Origin of the sequence: Rubinisphaera italica, from assembly GCF_007859715.1 — a bacterium.
Taxonomy (GTDB): Bacteria; Planctomycetota; Planctomycetia; order Planctomycetales; family Planctomycetaceae; genus Rubinisphaera; species Rubinisphaera italica.
Genome location: NZ_SJPG01000001.1, coordinates 1572026 through 1589537 on the forward strand (window position 1 = coordinate 1572026; position 17512 = coordinate 1589537).

The following is a 17512-nucleotide window of genomic DNA, read 5'->3' on the forward strand; positions in this document are numbered from 1 at the left end:
GGCTGCCCTCCAAAGTTTCTTTCGGGTTGGTGCAATCCTTAACAGATCTCTTCAGAACAGGCTATCAGATGGAATGCCTCTTATGGGCTTTGTCCACCGAGACAGAAAAGCGATCTGGGTTACTGCGGAGGCAACAATAGAAGTGTCCATATCAGCTTCGTAAATCTCCGTCAGTCATTCGGTAAACTCAAGAGTCGAATGTGTGAACCACTCAAACAAGTGACGGGTCGTTTTGAAAGCTTCGATGGAACTATGACCGCAACGATGTGTTCACGGATTTGGACATTCAAGTTCGGATCATTTAATCTTCTTGTCACCGTAACCTGCCCATACCCATTCAATGGCATGAGGGAGAAATTGTTCTTTGGCATTGCGGATGCCGTGGCCTGAATTGCGACAGAATAAATACTGATACTCATAGCCTTTGTCTTTAAGCACTTTGGCCATCTGGTGGTTTGCCAGGACCCAGTCGTGCATATCGTCGCGCATGACATTGGGGTTGAGCAGGTCGCGATCGCCTACGGATATGAACAGTCGAATCGGCTTTTTGGGGCTGTTGGGAATGATTGTACTGTGAAAGCCCCAGGCACCATCGGGATACTCTGGATCGAATGGCCATGCCTGGTTTACGAAAGTACCAGAAGTGGTGAGCACACGCCGATAGAGATCAGGACGAAACCAGGCCATGATCAATGCTGCAGAGCCCCCTGAACTGGAGCCCATCGCCGCGCGGCCTTCGGGATCTTTAGTCAGTTTCACATTGCAATTCTTCTCGACGCGAGGCAGTACTTCGGTTTCGATATATTCGGCAAACAGTGCCGACATGTTGTCATACTCTTTGCCGCGTTGATGCCCCTGCGCATCACCGCCACCGTTAGCGATCTGGATGAGGATGATCGGAGGAATTCGCTTTTGTGCGATCAAGTTATCGAGAATCCGCGGCAACTCCATACTTGGTTTCCCTTTGGGGCCGTCGTGGCAGACCATAAACGGCGCCTCTGTGCCGGCTTCATACTGAGCAGGAATGTAGACCGTAATCTGCCTCTTATAGTCGATTTCGTGAGTGTCGACGATGAGAGTTTTAGGGTTCTTCGGATCGACCGTTCCAAACTCGTTGCGGGCAATCCCCGGATTATAAATTTTGGTTTCTGTGGAATCGATCGTAAATTGCTGGACCTTGCCGCGTGGAACGTCTTGTGCGACTTTGCCTTCAGGGGCGGACACATACTCCGGCCCGATCACAAAATTGTCATACGCATCCAGAGGCGGATTCTCGCCGGTTTCCAGCACTTTGAATGAGGGGGAGCCTGGAGCATCAAATTGGCGAACTGGCGGTTCCGCATTCGCGGTTGCCAGAGTTCCAAACAAACAGATCAGCATCGTCGACAATAGCTTAGACATTAGACATCCTCGTAAATTGCATTAGTGGTTCTCCGAATGACAAGAAGTCGAAACCGCTGTTCGATACGACTCAGAGAATTAGAAGTTACCAAATCCTGTCCTTCAACGCTCGGTACTATTTTGTTGACATGTCCTGGAATGTGAAATTCACATTCAATTGAAGGTATTCGGACAAAGTTCTGAGATTTTATAAAAAACCAGGGAAGATTTTGTCCCCGTTCACGTTCCTCTTTCGCTGTAAGAGTATGAGACATCACTGAATGTCAAAACAAACTCACTATTTTAGTCCACCACGAAAGCGAGAAGAACGATGAAAACTTTCACAAAAACAACGGGTACGAAACTGGTCAAAGAAGTCAGCAAATTGCGATCTGACAAGCAAGCCCCACAAGGCCGCTGCTGCAGTTCATGTCGTAGTTGCCGAAGCTGTCGCTCATGTCGTAGCTGTAACAGCTGCCGCAGCTGCCGCGGATGCGGTTGCCACTAAGAAGCATTTGGCTTGACCGAGGGCCGTCGCATGGGCATCTGGAGACTCAGCTTACAAAGCTCGCTCCTGCAGAAATCTGCCCATTAAAGTCAATGACGTATCTTTCGCCTGCGTGCGAAGACGAATCGAGTGATGTTTTGTAACCCTGCCGTCGTATGCGGCAGGGTTTTTTTGTTGCTGAAACCGCGGTCCAAATGAAACCCGGAATTACCTTAGCCGATGAAATGGCTCTCTAATGAGACCAGGAATGAATTTATGAAACATTCCCTCAACGATAGATGACTTGTAGTCTTGAAAATTTGTATTATCAGCCTCTGCAGGTTGGATGGTTCGATTGTTATGCAATTGTCTTGTAAGTCTTCATTAGGCAACGTATTCTCACATTAAGAAAGATCCCTGGACAAATCCAAACTATGAATATGGGAACGAAGATGTCAATGAAAATAATGTTCGTCGCCGTCCTGATTTGCGGTTTTGCATCTGTTGGGGTAACTGCCCCAATTGAAACACCTGCGGAGGTTCAGTTGACGGGAGATTGGACTGTTTCGGTGACGGTACCGGGCTCCCATCCGGTTGCTGCCGAGGTGGAAATCCCCGGCCCCGATATCGTCACGGTCGCCCATGAGAAATACGACAGACTTCCAGATTTCGACGCCAAGACTTCAGCTGGCTGGAGAAGGGGTGTTCGGCTCAAAGGAGTGGTTGCAGCGGAATGCACGGTGGAAGCTTTGCTCGACCCCGAGAGCCTTGTGATCCGAGACGGGCTGGAACCTGAGGCAAAGACGTTTAAGAAAGGCATCGATTACGAGGCAGACCTTGTCTCCGGTACCGTCGGTCGTTTGCCAGAAGGAGAGATCGCTCCCGACCAGCCTGTGTACATCGACTATCAATATGCAAAACAGCGTCTCGATTCTGTCGTGCTCAGTGACGATGGTCGGATCGTGCACAAAATGGGAACGCCGCATGCGTCCATGCCTGAACCGCCAGCGCTGGAGCCGGGTGAGATCCGACTGGCGAACATATATATTTCAGGCCGTCTCAACGCTCTGACTAACGACCACCTTTATCCGATCCTGGAAACCGTCTATCCGGAGCCGCAAGCAAACAGTACATCGATTGCAGAAATACTGCTTCCCAAGACCTTGGAAAAACTTGAGTCTGGAGAGTCATTGACAATCCTCGCCTGGGGCGACAGCGTAACGACTTTCAATCGCTACCAGACGATGTTTGTCGAGCGTCTGAAAGCACGCTATCCAAACGCAAAGATTGAATTAGTCACCGAGGCGTGGGGTGGACGAAATACTGGGAGTTACCTTAGCGAACCACCGGGCAGTGAACACAACTATCAGGAGAAGGTGTTGAACAAAAAGCCCGATTTGATCGTCTCTGAATTCGTCAACGATGGCGGTCTTTCTGAAGCTCAAGTGGAGGAACGCTACGGTAAGATCCTTGCCGACTTCCGGGAAATTGGCGCGGAGTGGATCATTCTGACCCCGCACTATGTTCGTCCAGGCTGGATGGGATTATCGAGCCAGCGAAACATCGATGACGATCCCCGCGCCTACGTGAAAGGAGTCCGTGATTTAGCGAAGAAGAACCAGATTGCGGTTGCCGAAGGATCTCTGCGGTACGGTCGGCTCTGGCGGCAGGGCATTCCCTACATCACATTGATGGACAACAATATCAACCATCCCAACATGTACGGGCACAAGCTCTTCGCCGATAGTCTCATGGCACTTTTCCCGAAGTCCGAATGAGGGAAGGGCAGCGAGAATACAAATTTTGAAAATTCGCAATGTTCTCAAATTAGAGGATATGATCTTCTGGAATCTCAGACTGATCCTGAGGCCATGCGACGAATCTCTATTCGACGATCAATTCGCCATTCATAACCATCCAGTGGCCTGGGAAAGTGCACAGGAAAGGGTAGCGTCCTGGTTGAGAAGGAGACTGAAAATAGATCGTTTGGCTTTGTCCGGGACCAACGATGTCGGTATAACAAATGACGTCATCGGACTCAGGAATATAGTTGCGAGCGTACGCTTCGGGGTTGGCGATCAGCTGGTTGGACAACTCGCCCACATGTGCAAGCGTTCCAGGGCGGGCTAACACCCAGTTATGTGGAACGACGTCCGGGTTTTCTAAAGTAAATGCGATCGGCTGATTGGCGCCAACGCGAAGTTCTCGTGTTGCGTAGGTCAAGTTTCCAGCGGTCTGTAATTCGAGTTGATGGGCTCCGTTTATCTTATTACGCCATGGGTTGGGAACTCGCACAGCATTTAAAGCCATGTCGGTCAAAATAGGGTGAGCGGCGATTGTCTTCTCGGCAGGCGTGTAGTCGGGAAAGTCCTGAAACGGAGCATCCATTTGATGCACCGTGAGAAATAAATCATGTCCGCTGCCAGCGGGATTGCAAACAGTGTATTCCTCATCGGAGTTGACGTGCAGTCGCAGGTGGAGTTGACTGACTGGCTGCAGTTCTGGAATTTCAATGAAGATAGATCGCTGATCAGTCATCACATGGGCGCTGCGAATTCGCAGTGGATCATGCCCCTCGATACCCGGATGGCTTGGCGAATATTCGGGTGAGCCATAGGCGCCGCTATAGCGGTAATTCCAGCACTGTGCGAAGTGATTGCTGACGTTCTTTACGAACGCTTGATCGACCGGTTGAGCGAACGTGATTCGCACCCCGTTCTCGTGGACGTGAAATTCAGTAGGAATCTGAAAGAGATCGCCCGTGTAGCGAATACGCTGAAAACACCCCTCGTTCTGAGTAAAACTTCCCCATCCCTGCTGACCGCTCACATACAGGTGATGATCATGTTTAGAAAATCGTCCCCGGTGAACCCCGGATAGAAAATCACCGGTCATCGGCATGACGGCTCCCTGGACTTGCCCTTTTACTTCGTCTTGCAGAACTGTAAACCATGTTCCCATTCCGAACGATAAATGGAGAAGTTGTTCTTGCATTGGCCCCCATGTATCGGCCGGGACTACCGTCTGGCCGCCGCTGGAATTATCCATGGCTCGTGGCAGGTAAGCCAACGGCAACTCGGGAGGTTGATTGTTTTTTGGCCCGCCATAACCAAAGTGTGGTGGCGAATGGCTTCGTGCATTTTTCCCGTCAGGCAGCAGGCAAATTGTGGAAGCAGGTGTCCATCCTCCTTCAGAACAAGCAATTGTCACGCTTCCATCGGGAAGTATTCCCAGCCCATCCGGGTTCCGAAAACCAGTGGCAATCACCTCGGCGTTTAGGCCGTCAGAAGTCATGCGGACCAGACCTTGATTGCTGGATACCGTGTAGAAATTTCCCTGCAGATCCTGCTGCAGTCCGCAAATGAAATCATGCCCTCCCGATGAGGTCATGAAATCATTGCAGTAACATTCGTAGAAATCGGCTTCGTCGTCACCGTTCATATCGGTCAGTCGTGTTAGTTGATCTCGACATTGAACGTATATTCCATCAGTGGCGACGACCAAACCCAGCGCATGATGCAGGCCGGATGCGAATCGCTTCCAGCGGGCAACGCCTGGATTGTCAATTCCAGAGTCCAGGCCGGTGACGTGCCAAACATCACCCTGCATTGTACAAATCATCGCGCTGCCATCGGAAAGAAAATCATGACCACCGCAAAACAGCAAAGCATTCCACGGGTTGTCCGTTGGCAGTTCAATGGTATCTATGGCAAACGGTCGACCGTTGCCCGGACTGATTTTGGTTTCCAGAATCTGCGGCCATTGGGAAGGCCCACCAGTAATGACTGATCGTAGCGAATGTTCTGTAACAGGTGCGACTTCTCGCATGAAATATCCATCCTTCACCCATGGCGCATCAAGATATTCAACATCACCAATTCGGTAGGCGAAGATGATCCGATTGTGGTGTCGGTAGTAGCCGTGATATTTAAAAGATTGCTTCGGTGTATTTTGCTCCGGACACGCCTGTGGTGTTCCCTGTAATTGAAGACCACCGAGAAAACCGTGCCGGACTGAGGAAAAGGTGACAAATCCGTCAGACCAAACAGCATCGTAAGTAAGCGTGTCGGGGTTGAAGCAAGCAGAAAGTTCATGATTGTCGCCAAGTCGCACGCAGACAGCGCGCGGAACTGTCAGCCCTTTAGCGTGCAACACACCGGCCTGGACAATTCCCAGTTGAGTCTCGTTCCAGCGATTGCTTGACCAGTCTGCTTCAGACTGGTTCCCCCAGTGTCCCAGTTGCCCACCGTCGAGCCCGGGGGATGCTGAAAGAAGCATCGGAACATCGCGTTGCTGTCGAAAATGTTCGGCCTGCTTTGTGTAAAAGTCGTATACGCGATCTCGATTAACATGATGGGTTGAGTTCGGCCAATGCTGCGGTTGAATTGGAGCCTTTGTGTAGTCGAACTTCACCGGGCCGTGACTTTGCGCATGCGAGATCACGTGCTCAATTTCTGGTGAGAGCGATTGACCATCGCGCCCAAGGTCACTCAGAAAACGGATCAAATCCAATTGCTGCTGGCGAGTCATTGCAGCGGTCAATCCGTCCGGCATCACCGTACTTCCGACCACTTCTTCATCGATGTCATCTCTAGCGATTGATGTCAACTTTCCCGATGCGGGATCTCTCAGTGTAATATTCTGTTCGGTGGCTTCCGTTTTGTATCCCGTGACAATCTTGCCATCCACAGTCAATATCTGCCATGTCGTAAATTCGGGCTTCACTTCACGTTTAGGCCAAAACACCGATTCGACAATGTGAGTGAGTTTTCGATCTTTCGCGATTACTGATAAAGCTGGTCCCACGGTTCCACCATGAGTACCAATCCTGTGACAGGACAAACAAGCCAATTTCGCGTCGCTGAAAATGACGGCTCCGCGGATGGCATCGCCAGAATTTCGGGAATCCTGCACCAGGTTGGCGACAAATTCTGCATCATACGGCAGTGGCTTTATGGAGGGATTCATAGAACTGTGCCCGGAATGTTTCGGTAATTGATCTTCCTGGCTGAACTGCCACAAACCGATAGTCGAGTCGTCGCGTTTCACCGTCGTTACCGGCTTCTTCGGAATTTCTCTTACGCCACTGGAAATCCGCACCCAGTCGATCGTTCCGCTGCAACCCAACCTTCCTTCAACGAGCCTGCCAATAGCCAGCGATCCAGGCACACTGGTATTGCCATCGCGACCTTCAATCGCCTGATCAGCGACTTGTGTGCCGTCGACATAGAGCTTCACTCGAGTAGGTTCGTAACTCATCGTCAGTGTATGTGGCTGGCCGTCACAGATGTTTGCATTACTGCGAACATGGTCTGGATTCTGTCCAGGCAGATAAGCCGTCAGCTGACCGCTTCCGTTCATCGTAAACAGTTCCCAATGATCATTTGACTGCTTCGTGTCGCTTGCCACCAGGATGTTGTACTGATCACTGCGATGAAGCGTGGCTCGCACTTCAACCGTGATCGGGGGACGTCGGTACGATTCCGCTCCGGGGAAGAGGTGACCACGGTCTAGGCGTGATGTCGCGCGTGGCGGCTTCAAGTCAATCGGTTTCAATTTGATGGGGGAGTGGCCACCACTTCCTGGTTTCTCAATTTCTTTGCGGACCCACTCCAGGCCATCGCGGTTCTCCAGCAGTGATTCGCGGGCATCAAGTTCTGGACGATGGTCGAGAATGCCTATCGGCCCGTTGTAGCCGCTATCCAGAATCGAACGAATCATCTTGAATTCATGGGTTCCTTTGCCGATTCCCAGAATTTTTGGCTGCGCTCCGTCATTCATGCCGTTCAAGTTCAGACAATGCAAATAAGGCAACATCAGAGTGAGGGACTCGGTCCAGTCCTCGATATGCCCATGTCCATGATGGAAGTTGTAAACGATGCCGACATGATCGTGTCCCAGTTCGCGCAGTCGCTCGCATACAGCGACTAGATTTTCTGGCTCTCCACCCCAGCCGCCGTGGTTGTATAAACCGAGCTTACAACCCATCGCTTTAGTCCGAGTCGCAAGAGCCAGCCTCTGCTGAGCGGCTGCTTCGACCTTGGCAGCCTGGTTCTCTCCACCAGGATCGTTGAGTGTCTGCCAGATCTGAGGATGCAGTTTGTGTTTCTCGAATAACGCGAAGGCCTCTTCATTGACGGCCCAGAAGGCGAAGAACTCGATGCCATGCTTTTTGTATTCCAGGATTTCCTGCTCAAATGTCGGGACGTGTTCGGTACGCCAGTCGTATGCGCACCGAGTGATCCCGAGTTCCTTCAACATCTGAGCACGCTCTGCTGGTCCGCGTTTTGACGCATCAAATGGAACGATGCACCATGCCACAAGATTATTTTGCCGCAGAACGGCCGTCTTGTCCTGCTCGGTATTCTGAATTTGAGCAAAGGTCAACGTACTGGTGAGCACGCTCATCAAAAATGCAAGGCAGCTGATCGATTTGGTCATTTGATGTCTCATAAAAGTGGTTTTGGTGTCCAGCCTGGAAAAAGTGTGACCTGTAATCAATTCACATCTCTCTAGATTCATTGGAACGTCACAAATACAAAAAATCTTTTGAATTTCAATGAACAGAGGATAGAGATCAATCCTGATCAGCTTTACAAATATTGACAGCAAATGAAATCCAAATGCATATTCGATTGGTTCGACGATTATGATGGATCACTTCAGTAACAGGGTTGAGTGATCAACATTTTCAACTGCCGATTTCAGGTAATGATGCTCTCTGGAGATAAAAATGCACAAATTGAACCTTGCAAAAATTTTTCTCTGTTATCCATAAAGCAGGATTCCAATGTCCGACTGTTTCCTGAAACCAAGAGTATTCAAAAGTTCTCAATTCTAGACAACCGACAACTCATTCCAGTAAAAGAGATTGCAAGGTTTCTAATGTGAATCGAAATTAGAGGATGGAAAATGATGGTGATGAGAAAATCTCTTTCCCGAACTGTCTTGGCATTTATGCTGATGCCCGGATATTCAGCCTTAAGCGATGATGATTTAAAAATGAAAGATGTCTCCTCCGTGACTGATTCAAAGCAACAGCAGACTCTTCTCACCATTGACAGAATCTTCGATGCTAAAGAATTTGAGCTCAAAGACTATTCCGCGCGTTGGATTGAGGGGACCAGCAGTTACACGCTGCTTGCAGAAGTGAATGATGACAAAGACCATCATGAAATTCGGCGTTATTCAGCTGCAACGGGAGAATATAAAACTCTTGTCGCTAAGGAGGATTTAATTCCTGAAGCGGAATCGACTCCATTAGAAATAGACGACTATGAGCTGTCGGATGATCAGTCGAAAGTATTAGTTTATACGAACGCACAACGAGTCTGGCGGAAGAATACCCGAGGCGACTATTGGCTGTTTGATTGCTCAACGCGGCAATTGGTCAAGCTGGGAGGTGCAGGAGAACCAGCGACGATGATGTTCGCAAAATTCTCTCCGGACGCAACGCAGGTCGCCTACGTAAGAAATCGTAATATTTATCTTCAGGACCTGTCAGATCTTTCTCAACGATGTCTGACTGTCTCGGACAACGAAAACATTATCAATGGCACGACCGATTGGGTTTATGAAGAGGAGTTCCAGGTTCGGGATGGATTTCGCTGGAGTCCTGATGGAAAACGTATTGCCTATTGGCAGATTGATACGTCTGATGTCGATCAGTTTCCACTCGTTAACAATACAGACTCGCTCTATCCGGAAGTAACCTGGTTCGCCTATCCAAAAGTTGGTCAGCGAAATCCTGCCTGTCAAATTGGAGTTGTTGATTGCGAATCAGGAAATAATCAATGGATTCTGACACCTGGAGAATCTCACGAATATTACATCCCACGAATGGATTGGGCGGAGAGTTCAGAAGAGTTAGTCATCCAGCAATTAAATCGACTGCAAAATTGCAATCAGCTATTTCTGGCAGATGTAAATTCGGGAGAAGTCACACCAATTCTGAAAGAGGAAGATGCGGCCTGGGTTGATGTGCATAATGAATTGTTCTGGCTGGATGATGGTAATAAATTCATCTGGATCAGTGAACGTGATGGATGGCGACACGCCTACCTGATTTCCCGTAATGGTGAAGAGTCTCGATTGTTGACTCCAGGTGATTATGATGTCATCAAACTTTTGCAGGTAGATGAAAAACGCCAATGTTTTTATTTCATCGCCTCTCCCGATGATCCAACCCGGCGTTATCTTTTTCGAGGATCTCTCGATGGGAGTCCAGCTATAAAACTGACCGCGCCAGAAACGGTTGGAGTTCACGATTATCAGTTCTCCGATGATGCCAAGTGGGCAATTCATCGGACATCCCATGCCGACTGGCCTGGCCATACAGCATTAATCAGTATTCAAGAATTTCAAACCGTCCGAATGCTCGAGGAAAATGAAATCGTTGCTGAAAGTGTTCGGAAACTGGATCTCAATCCAGTCGAGTTCTTTCGAGTCGATATCGGTGATGGCATAGAGCTTGATGGCTGGTGTATGACACCACCTGATTTTGATCCGCGCGCCAGTTATCCTCTGTTGATCTACGTCTATGGGGAGCCAGCTGGGACAACTGTGGTTGACCAGTGGGGGAAGAGCAATCATCTCTGGCATTTCATGCTTTCCCAGAAGGGCTATGTGGTCATGAGTTTTGATAATCGAGGAACGCACGTCCCTCGTGGTCGAGACTGGCGTAAAAGTATTTATAAGAAGATAGGAATTCTTCCGCCCAAAGATCAGGCCGCAGCAGTTAGAGCAGTTTTGAAGGAAAGACCGTACCTCGATTCCAAGCGTGTTGGAATCTGGGGATGGAGTGGTGGTGGTTCCTCAAGTCTGCAGGCGATCTTTAAGTATCCCGATCTTTATTCAACTGCAATCGCAGTTGCCTCAGTTCCAGATCAGCGTTACTACGACACCATTTACCAGGAACGCTATATGGGCCTGCCGGAAACGAATGCGGAAGCATTTCAGGAAGGATCCCCAATCAATTTTGCTCAGAATTTGGAAGGAAATCTATTGCTTGTTCATGGGACAGGCGATGACAACTGCCACTACCAGACGCTCGAATTGCTGATTGATAAACTAGTCGCCTGTAATAAGCAATTCAGCTTGATGGCTTATCCCAACCGAACCCACGCCATCAAAGAACGCGAGAATACAGAACGTCACCTCAGAGAATTGATGACACGTTATCTTCTGCAGCACTTACCAGTGAACGAATGACTTGACTGGTCATTTGAGTTCAGTAGAAGGACGTGAGGGATTGAGCAGGAGGAGTTAATAAGATGTGCAATTAATAAGATGCGCAAATGGTGATAAAACCTGGTCTCGTAATTACGGTTCCAAACCAGAATGAGCAAAATGCTCTTGAATCTTCATGCTTTTCACCTATGATTAAATTCCTCCACTGACTGCATGCGCTTCTCTCCGACGTACCTGCCGTTTATTCCCTTCATAGAGGTTGTTGTCGCAATGCAATACCTGGCTTTTGTTCGACCGGTTATCTTGAGATTATGTTTGCTTGGTGTGTTTGGTGCATCAACATTCGTCTGTGCCGGGGAACTTGTCTATGAAACCGATATCCGTCCCATTTTGAAAACACACTGTTTTCATTGTCATGGTGAAGATCGTGATTTGTCAGGGGGATTGGATTTACGACTCCGGCGAATGATGGTTTCAGGCGGAGACTCTGGACCAGCGATAGTGCCGGGCGATAGTGAATCAAGCCTGCTGATCGATTATGTCGAAAGTGGCATGATGCCTCCGAAAGAGGAAGAACATCTCCCCCCGGAAGACGTCACACGAATACGACAGTGGATCGATCAGGGCGCGAAGATTCGAGACCTGGAGCCGGAAGAAAATCCTGAACCGGGAGAATTTTTAATATCGTCAGTCGAACGGGCTCACTGGGCTTATCAATCGATTCAGCGTCCTGATGTTCCTCAGTCGGAGTATTCCAACCCAATTGATGCATTCGTTTCGAGGAAGCTTGCTGAGCATCAACTCGAATTTTCGGAGATCGCCGACAAAGTGACGCTCATCAGACGGGTCACCTTTGATTTAACCGGATTAGTGCCAACACCGGAGGAAGTGGCGAATTTTGTGAATGACCCGGCAGAGGATGCCTACGAGCAATTGCTGGAACGTTTGCTTGCCTCCCCACACTATGGGGAGCGGTGGGGACGACACTGGCTTGATGCAGCTGGCTATGCAGACTCCGAGGGCTACAACGATAAAGATATCCTCCGTAATGATGCCTGGCATTATCGCGACTACGTGATCAACTCGTTCAATGCAGACAAACCCTGGGACGAAATGATTGTCGAACAGATCGCCGGTGACGAGCTGGTTCAGGCAACTTCTGCGAATGCCGTTGCATTGGCGAACAAGGACGAATCTGCACGGGAAAAGCTGATTGCGACTGGTTACTTAAGGATGGCTCCCGATGGAACGGGATCGTCTCCGATGGACGCCAACCTTGCACAGAATCAGACGATCACTGAGACGATCAAGATTGTGACGTCGTCACTTCTGGCCACGACGGTTGCTTGTGCTGAATGCCATCATCATCGGTTCGACCCGATTCCACAGGATGATTTTTACCGCCTGCGAGCCTTATTCGCCCCCGTCTACAATACTCAAAAATGGTTACAGCCAAAGTCTCGTCAGGTTGCGGTGCTTTCAGCAGAAGATCAACAGAAAGCGGCAGAAATTGAAGCGGAGGCAAAGCCGATCTCAGATGCCTATAACAAGCGACTGATGGAGGTCGTCGATCTTATTTTTGAAAGAACGATGGAATCTGTCCCGGAAGCCGATCAGGAAGTTGCAAGAACGGCCTACCAGACTGTGAAGGCAGATCGGACGCCTGAACAAACAGCGTTACTCGAAGAAAAGTATCCGATGCTGGGCTTGCTAAGCCGCAATACAGTGCATTTGTTTTTAGAACGGTATGAAGATGGTCCCGAGCTGAAAAAGTCCTATGAGGATCTGTCTAAAAAGGCGAACGAAATTCGCGCTACGAAACCTCAACCTGACTATTTGCGGGTCGCTTATGAAGTAGCCGGTCAAGTTCCTGAGACGTTCGTATTTTATCGAGGTGATCTGAACTCGCCGATTGGCGATCCTGTGACTCCAGGCGGTTTGTCTCTCTTTAAGCATGGATCCAAACCTACAGTTCAACCGACTGAAGCTGATCCTGCGGGAGAATCTCTGTCAAAGTTAGCAACTTCGGGACGACGTCTCGAATATGCAAAATCACTCGTTAATGGTTCTCATCCTCTTGTGTCGCGTGTGCTCGTCAATCGATTCTGGCATCACCATTTCGGGCGAGGAATTGTGGATACGACCGGTGACTTTGGAACCCAGGGCAATCCACCGTCTCATCCAGAATTACTCGATTGGCTCGCCTCCGAGTTTATGAATCAGGGTTGGTCATTGAAACAGTTTCATCGTCTGGTGATGACATCACGAACTTATCGTCAATCATCCAAACAACGTCCGACAGCAATGGCTGTTGATGCAGAGAATCGATATTTGTGGCGGATGCCCGTTCAACGACGTGAAGCCGAATCGATTCGAGACGCGATTTTATTTGTGAGTGGGCAATTGAATCTGGAAATGTACGGACCACCGGTTCCCGTTTCCACCAATGCGGGAGGGGTGTTGACTGTCGGCGGCGGAAAGATTTCCGAAGATCGCCGTGAACTCAAACGGACGGTTTATATTCAGGTTCGACGAACAGAGCCAGTTGCTATGTTGCAAGCGTTCGATGCCCCCAGCATGGAGCCGAATTGTGAGCGACGTGTTGTTTCCACAGTAGCGACACAGTCTTTGGCATTGTTGAACAGCGATTTCGTTCTCCAGCAGGCAGAAGCATTTGCGAAACGAATTGGCAAAGAACTTGGTGAAAACGGGTCACCTTCCGATCAAGTGACAGCCGTTTGGAATCACGCTTATTCGCGGACTCCTTCCCCAGCTGAAATGGAAGCCGCTACGGCCTATCTGAGCTCTCAAGCAGCTCACTTTGAAAATCAGAAACAAAAGCAACCGGATGAATTGGCTTTGGCCTCATTATGCCAGATTCTGTTCAGTTCTAATGAGTTTCTTTACCTGGATTGATCAACATCATGAAACCTAATTCATCCTGTAATTCTCGAAGACACTTTCTGTCTCAGAATGCGTTGGGCATTTCTTCACTGGGACTTGCTTCTCTACTGAGCGCGGATAGCGTGCCTGCAGCCCCGGCTAAGCCATCGCTGATACCGATTGAATATGATCTGTTACCGAAACAACCGCACCATCCACCGCAAGCCAAAGCGATGATTTCAATCTTCACTGGTGGCGGTCCGAGTCATCTGGATCTGTTCGACCGCAAGCCGATCCTTGATAAATATGCCGGAGAGCAGTTTCCGGGGAGTGATATCAAATATGATAATGCCGGACAGGCAACGTCTGTTGTACTGCCTACGCCGTGGAAATTTTCCAGGTGTGGTCAGTCAGGCATGGAAGTGAATGATGAACTTCTGCCACACTTTGCCAATATCGTCGATGATGTGACCCTGATCCGCTCAATGAATCTTCCTGATATCCGGAATCATGTCGCGGGGATGCGCGCTTTGACAACGGGCCGCGGTCGTGATGGCTGGCCTTCTTTGGGAAGTTGGCTTGTTTATGGCCTGGGAGCGAAAACTCAAAGCTTGCCGGCGTTTGTTGCGTTAATCGTCAATAGCGATCCCCCCGGTTCCCCATTTTGGGACAGTCGGCATCTTCCATCGATTTATCAGGGAACGATTGTCCGTGAGCAAAATCCTCGGATTGCACATTTGGATCCGCCCAAGCACCTGCAGGGCGATGCACAATCTCGTCAGCTCGATTTGCTCCGGCAGTTGAATCAGTCGCATCTTCAGGAGCATGCCGGCGAGCAGGATCTTTCTGCAAGAATTGCCAGTTATGAATTAGCGGCTCGCATGCAAACGTCGGCTACAGAAGCCCTCGATTTGAATAAAGAGTCCAAATCCATTCATGAAATGTACGGGACACAGGATGGTGAAACTCGCAAGCTGGCAGAAGCCTGTCTATTAGCCCGTCGACTTGTCGAACGTGGGGTCCGCTTCGTGCAAATCTGGAATTATGCTTGGGATATGCATGAGAATATCTTTGCTGCTCTCACCGGTGCTTGTAAACGGATCGACAAGCCTTCGGCAGCTTTGGTTACAGATTTGAAACAAAGAGGATTGCTGGACAGTACGATCGTGCAATGGGGTGGAGAAATGGGGCGGCTTCCGGTTATTCAGGATCGTGGTAAAGGTCGAAAACCTGGCCGTGATCATAATACGGAAGGCTTTTCTATCTGGATGGCTGGCGGTGGAATAAAGGCTGGTCATGTCCATGGGAAAACGGATGAATTCGGTCATCGGGCAATCGAAGATGTTGTCACACAACACGATTTCCATGCAACCATCATGCATCAGATGGGACTCAATCACACCGAATTGGCCCATCCAACAAACGGACAATCCGTGACTCTTGTTGAACCTGGGCAAGGTTCGGTCGTCGAAAAAATATTGGCTTAATTTGTGACTGGATTTTTGCGAAAAGACAGAATTCATAAATCCAAAGCCTCTTAACCCGAAGCGTCAGCAAGGGGACGGCTTTCGATTCGTAATTCGGTTAAACTCAAATATCAAGTCGTGCCTGTTATTTTAGGTGAAATACTGATCTGCGTGGCATGAAAATTGCTTGTTTTGCTATCAGTTTAACAGGGATGACATGGACAAGATCTCGTTGATTATGAATTCCACAAGGGCCCCTCGCTGACGCTTCGGGTTATGATTTTATTGGAATTTGCATACCTCCAGTCATAATTTGGGCTGAGGTGTTTTAAAGCACGACAACGGAGTGCGTTACCGTCATTTGAGGCCCAACTCTATGCCCTGAAAGGGCAATAGTGCTCTGTTCCAACTAACAATAGAGTGGCACTGGCTTTGTCAGTGTATCAAACTTCCCTTTTAGTCTCGACTTGCACTGTCGAAACCAGTGGCACACAACCCAAAGTTTAAGCGTAACGATCCACTAGTTACAGAATGCGTGAGTCACGGCAATGGTCGCATAATGACCGCCGTGGTGTGGTAGCGCTCATGTTTGTCCTGGTAGTTCTTATTTCTTTGAAGAGAATGAATTCAACTGACAATAAGCACTTTGTAAAACGAAATATCAGCAATCAAACAGAAATAGGAAGATCCCATGACGATCATAAGCATCAATCCCGCCACGAATGAAGAACTTGAGACCTACACGGCGTTATCTAAAGATGATGTCGTTGATGCGATTGGGAAGTCACACCATGCCTACCAAAGCTGGCGAAAGACATCTTTTGATGAACGTAAAAAGGCTCTCTTAAAATTCGCAGAATTATTGCGAAAGGATGCTGATGAATTTGCTCGTACAATCACACTTGACATGGGGAAGAGAATATCTGAAAGCCAGTATGAGATTGAGTATTGCGCGAGCATTGCGGAGTATTATGCCAACGGAGCTGAGAAATTTCTCGCTGATCAACCGATGAAAGATGTCGATGCAGATGCCTATCTTCACTACGAACCACTCGGCGTGTTGATGGGTGTGATGCCATGGAACTTTCCCTTTTATCAAGTGATTCGGTTTGCGACTCCCAACATCATGGCTGGCAATACCGTGATGGTGAAGCATGCGAACAATGTGCCTCAATGTGCTGAGGCGATCGCTGAGTTGTTCTCGCAGTGCGGACTTCCCGACGGTGTTTACACGAACTTGTTCATTCCCACTGACTTCGTTGAAGACATTGTGTCGGACGCGCGTGTTCAAGGCGTTTCGCTGACAGGCAGCGAAAAGGCGGGAGCGGCGGTTGCAGCATTGGCTGGTAAGAATCTCAAACGCAGTGTGCTCGAACTCGGCGGGAATGATCCGTTCATCGTTTTGGAAGATGCCGATTTGGAAAAGACAGTCGAGTTGGCGGTTAAGGGACGAATGGTAAATGCGGGGCAATCGTGCGTTGCCTCAAAACGATTTATCGTGGTCGCAGAAGTGGCTGACAAATTTCTATCGGCCTTCAAGGAACAGATGTCGCAACTGAAGATGGGTAACCCGTTGGACGAAGAGACAACGTTGTCTCCTTTGTCGACCGAAGAGGCTGCAGTGAAGTTGCAGAAGCAAGTCCAGGGAACCATCAATGCAGGAGCGACGGTTGTCCTCGGTGGTGATCGACCGGATCGCCAAGGTGCGTACTTCAACCCCACAATCCTGTCTGATATTACGCCAGACATGCCCACGTTCGATCAGGAACTGTTCGGTCCGGTTGCAAGCGTCTATGTAGTCAAAGACGAAGCTGAAGCCATTGAGCTTGCCAACAATTCTTCCTATGGACTTGGCGGTAGCATCTACACGCAAGACATCGAGCGAGGGCGTCGCGTCGCTGAACAAATCGAAACAGGTATGGTCTTCATCAATCAGCCCACTAAATCTCAAGCAGAATTGCCGTTTGGCGGCATCAAGAATTCCGGTTACGGAAGGGAGTTATCGCATCTCGGCATCCTCGAATTTGTCAACAAGAAAATCATCCACCTGGGTAACAGAAAATAGAGCTATCAACAAATAACAAAACAGTGCCATAGGATTCAATTC

The 17512-nt window shown here is 49.1% G+C and carries 7 protein-coding genes; 5 read left to right on the forward strand and 2 right to left on the reverse strand.

Annotation, left to right across the window (positions count from 1 at the left end; genetic code table 11):
• Positions 1–297: 297 nt before the first annotated feature.
• Entirely contained in the window at positions 298–1401 is a 1104-nt protein-coding gene (locus tag Pan54_RS05920) for an alpha/beta hydrolase (protein ID WP_146502630.1), read from the reverse strand.
• 918 nt (positions 1402–2319) lie between these two features.
• On the opposite strand from Pan54_RS05920, the gene Pan54_RS05925 reads away from it, so the two are divergent.
• Positions 2320–3645: an SGNH/GDSL hydrolase family protein gene (locus Pan54_RS05925; protein WP_165441606.1), complete on the forward strand. Its 1326-nt coding sequence runs from the start codon at positions 2320–2322 to the stop codon at positions 3643–3645.
• A 106-nt stretch (positions 3646–3751) separates the two neighbouring features.
• Here Pan54_RS05925 and Pan54_RS05930 read toward each other — a convergent pair whose 3' ends face one another.
• Positions 3752–8308, reverse strand: coding sequence for a DUF6797 domain-containing protein (locus tag Pan54_RS05930; protein WP_207310054.1), 4557 nt, complete (start codon positions 8306–8308; stop codon positions 3752–3754).
• Between the two features lie 480 nt (positions 8309–8788).
• Here Pan54_RS05930 and Pan54_RS05935 point away from each other — a divergent pair, with 480 nt between their 5' ends.
• From Pan54_RS05935 to Pan54_RS05950, 4 genes are all read left to right on the forward strand, one after another.
• A complete protein-coding gene (locus Pan54_RS05935; RefSeq protein ID WP_165441607.1) occupies positions 8789–11077 on the forward strand; it encodes a S9 family peptidase in 2289 nt (762 codons plus the stop codon).
• A 249-nt stretch (positions 11078–11326) separates the two neighbouring features.
• Entirely contained in the window at positions 11327–13972 is a 2646-nt protein-coding gene (locus tag Pan54_RS05940; protein WP_165441608.1) for a PSD1 and planctomycete cytochrome C domain-containing protein, read from the forward strand.
• 8 nt (positions 13973–13980) lie between these two features.
• On the forward strand, positions 13981–15426 hold the full coding sequence (locus Pan54_RS05945) for a DUF1501 domain-containing protein (RefSeq protein WP_146502634.1): 1446 nt from the start codon (positions 13981–13983) through the stop codon (positions 15424–15426).
• A 670-nt stretch (positions 15427–16096) separates the two neighbouring features.
• Positions 16097–17470, forward strand: coding sequence for an NAD-dependent succinate-semialdehyde dehydrogenase (locus tag Pan54_RS05950; RefSeq protein WP_146502635.1), 1374 nt, complete (start codon positions 16097–16099; stop codon positions 17468–17470).
• Positions 17471–17512 lie beyond the last annotated feature (42 nt).

Coding starts and splice junctions, on each gene's coding strand:
- Pan54_RS05935 (WP_165441607.1), top strand. CDS start 8,789: ATGAGAAAATCTCTTTCCCGAACTGTCTTGGCATTTATGCTGATGCCC.
- Pan54_RS05940 (WP_165441608.1), top strand. CDS start 11,327: ATGCAATACCTGGCTTTTGTTCGACCGGTTATCTTGAGATTATGTTTG.
- Pan54_RS05925 (WP_165441606.1), top strand. CDS start 2,320: ATGTCAATGAAAATAATGTTCGTCGCCGTCCTGATTTGCGGTTTTGCA.
- Pan54_RS05950 (WP_146502635.1), top strand. CDS start 16,097: ATGACGATCATAAGCATCAATCCCGCCACGAATGAAGAACTTGAGACC.
- Pan54_RS05920 (WP_146502630.1), bottom strand. CDS start 1,401: ATGTCTAAGCTATTGTCGACGATGCTGATCTGTTTGTTTGGAACTCTG.
- Pan54_RS05945 (WP_146502634.1), top strand. CDS start 13,981: ATGAAACCTAATTCATCCTGTAATTCTCGAAGACACTTTCTGTCTCAG.
- Pan54_RS05930 (WP_207310054.1), bottom strand. CDS start 8,308: ATGACCAAATCGATCAGCTGCCTTGCATTTTTGATGAGCGTGCTCACC.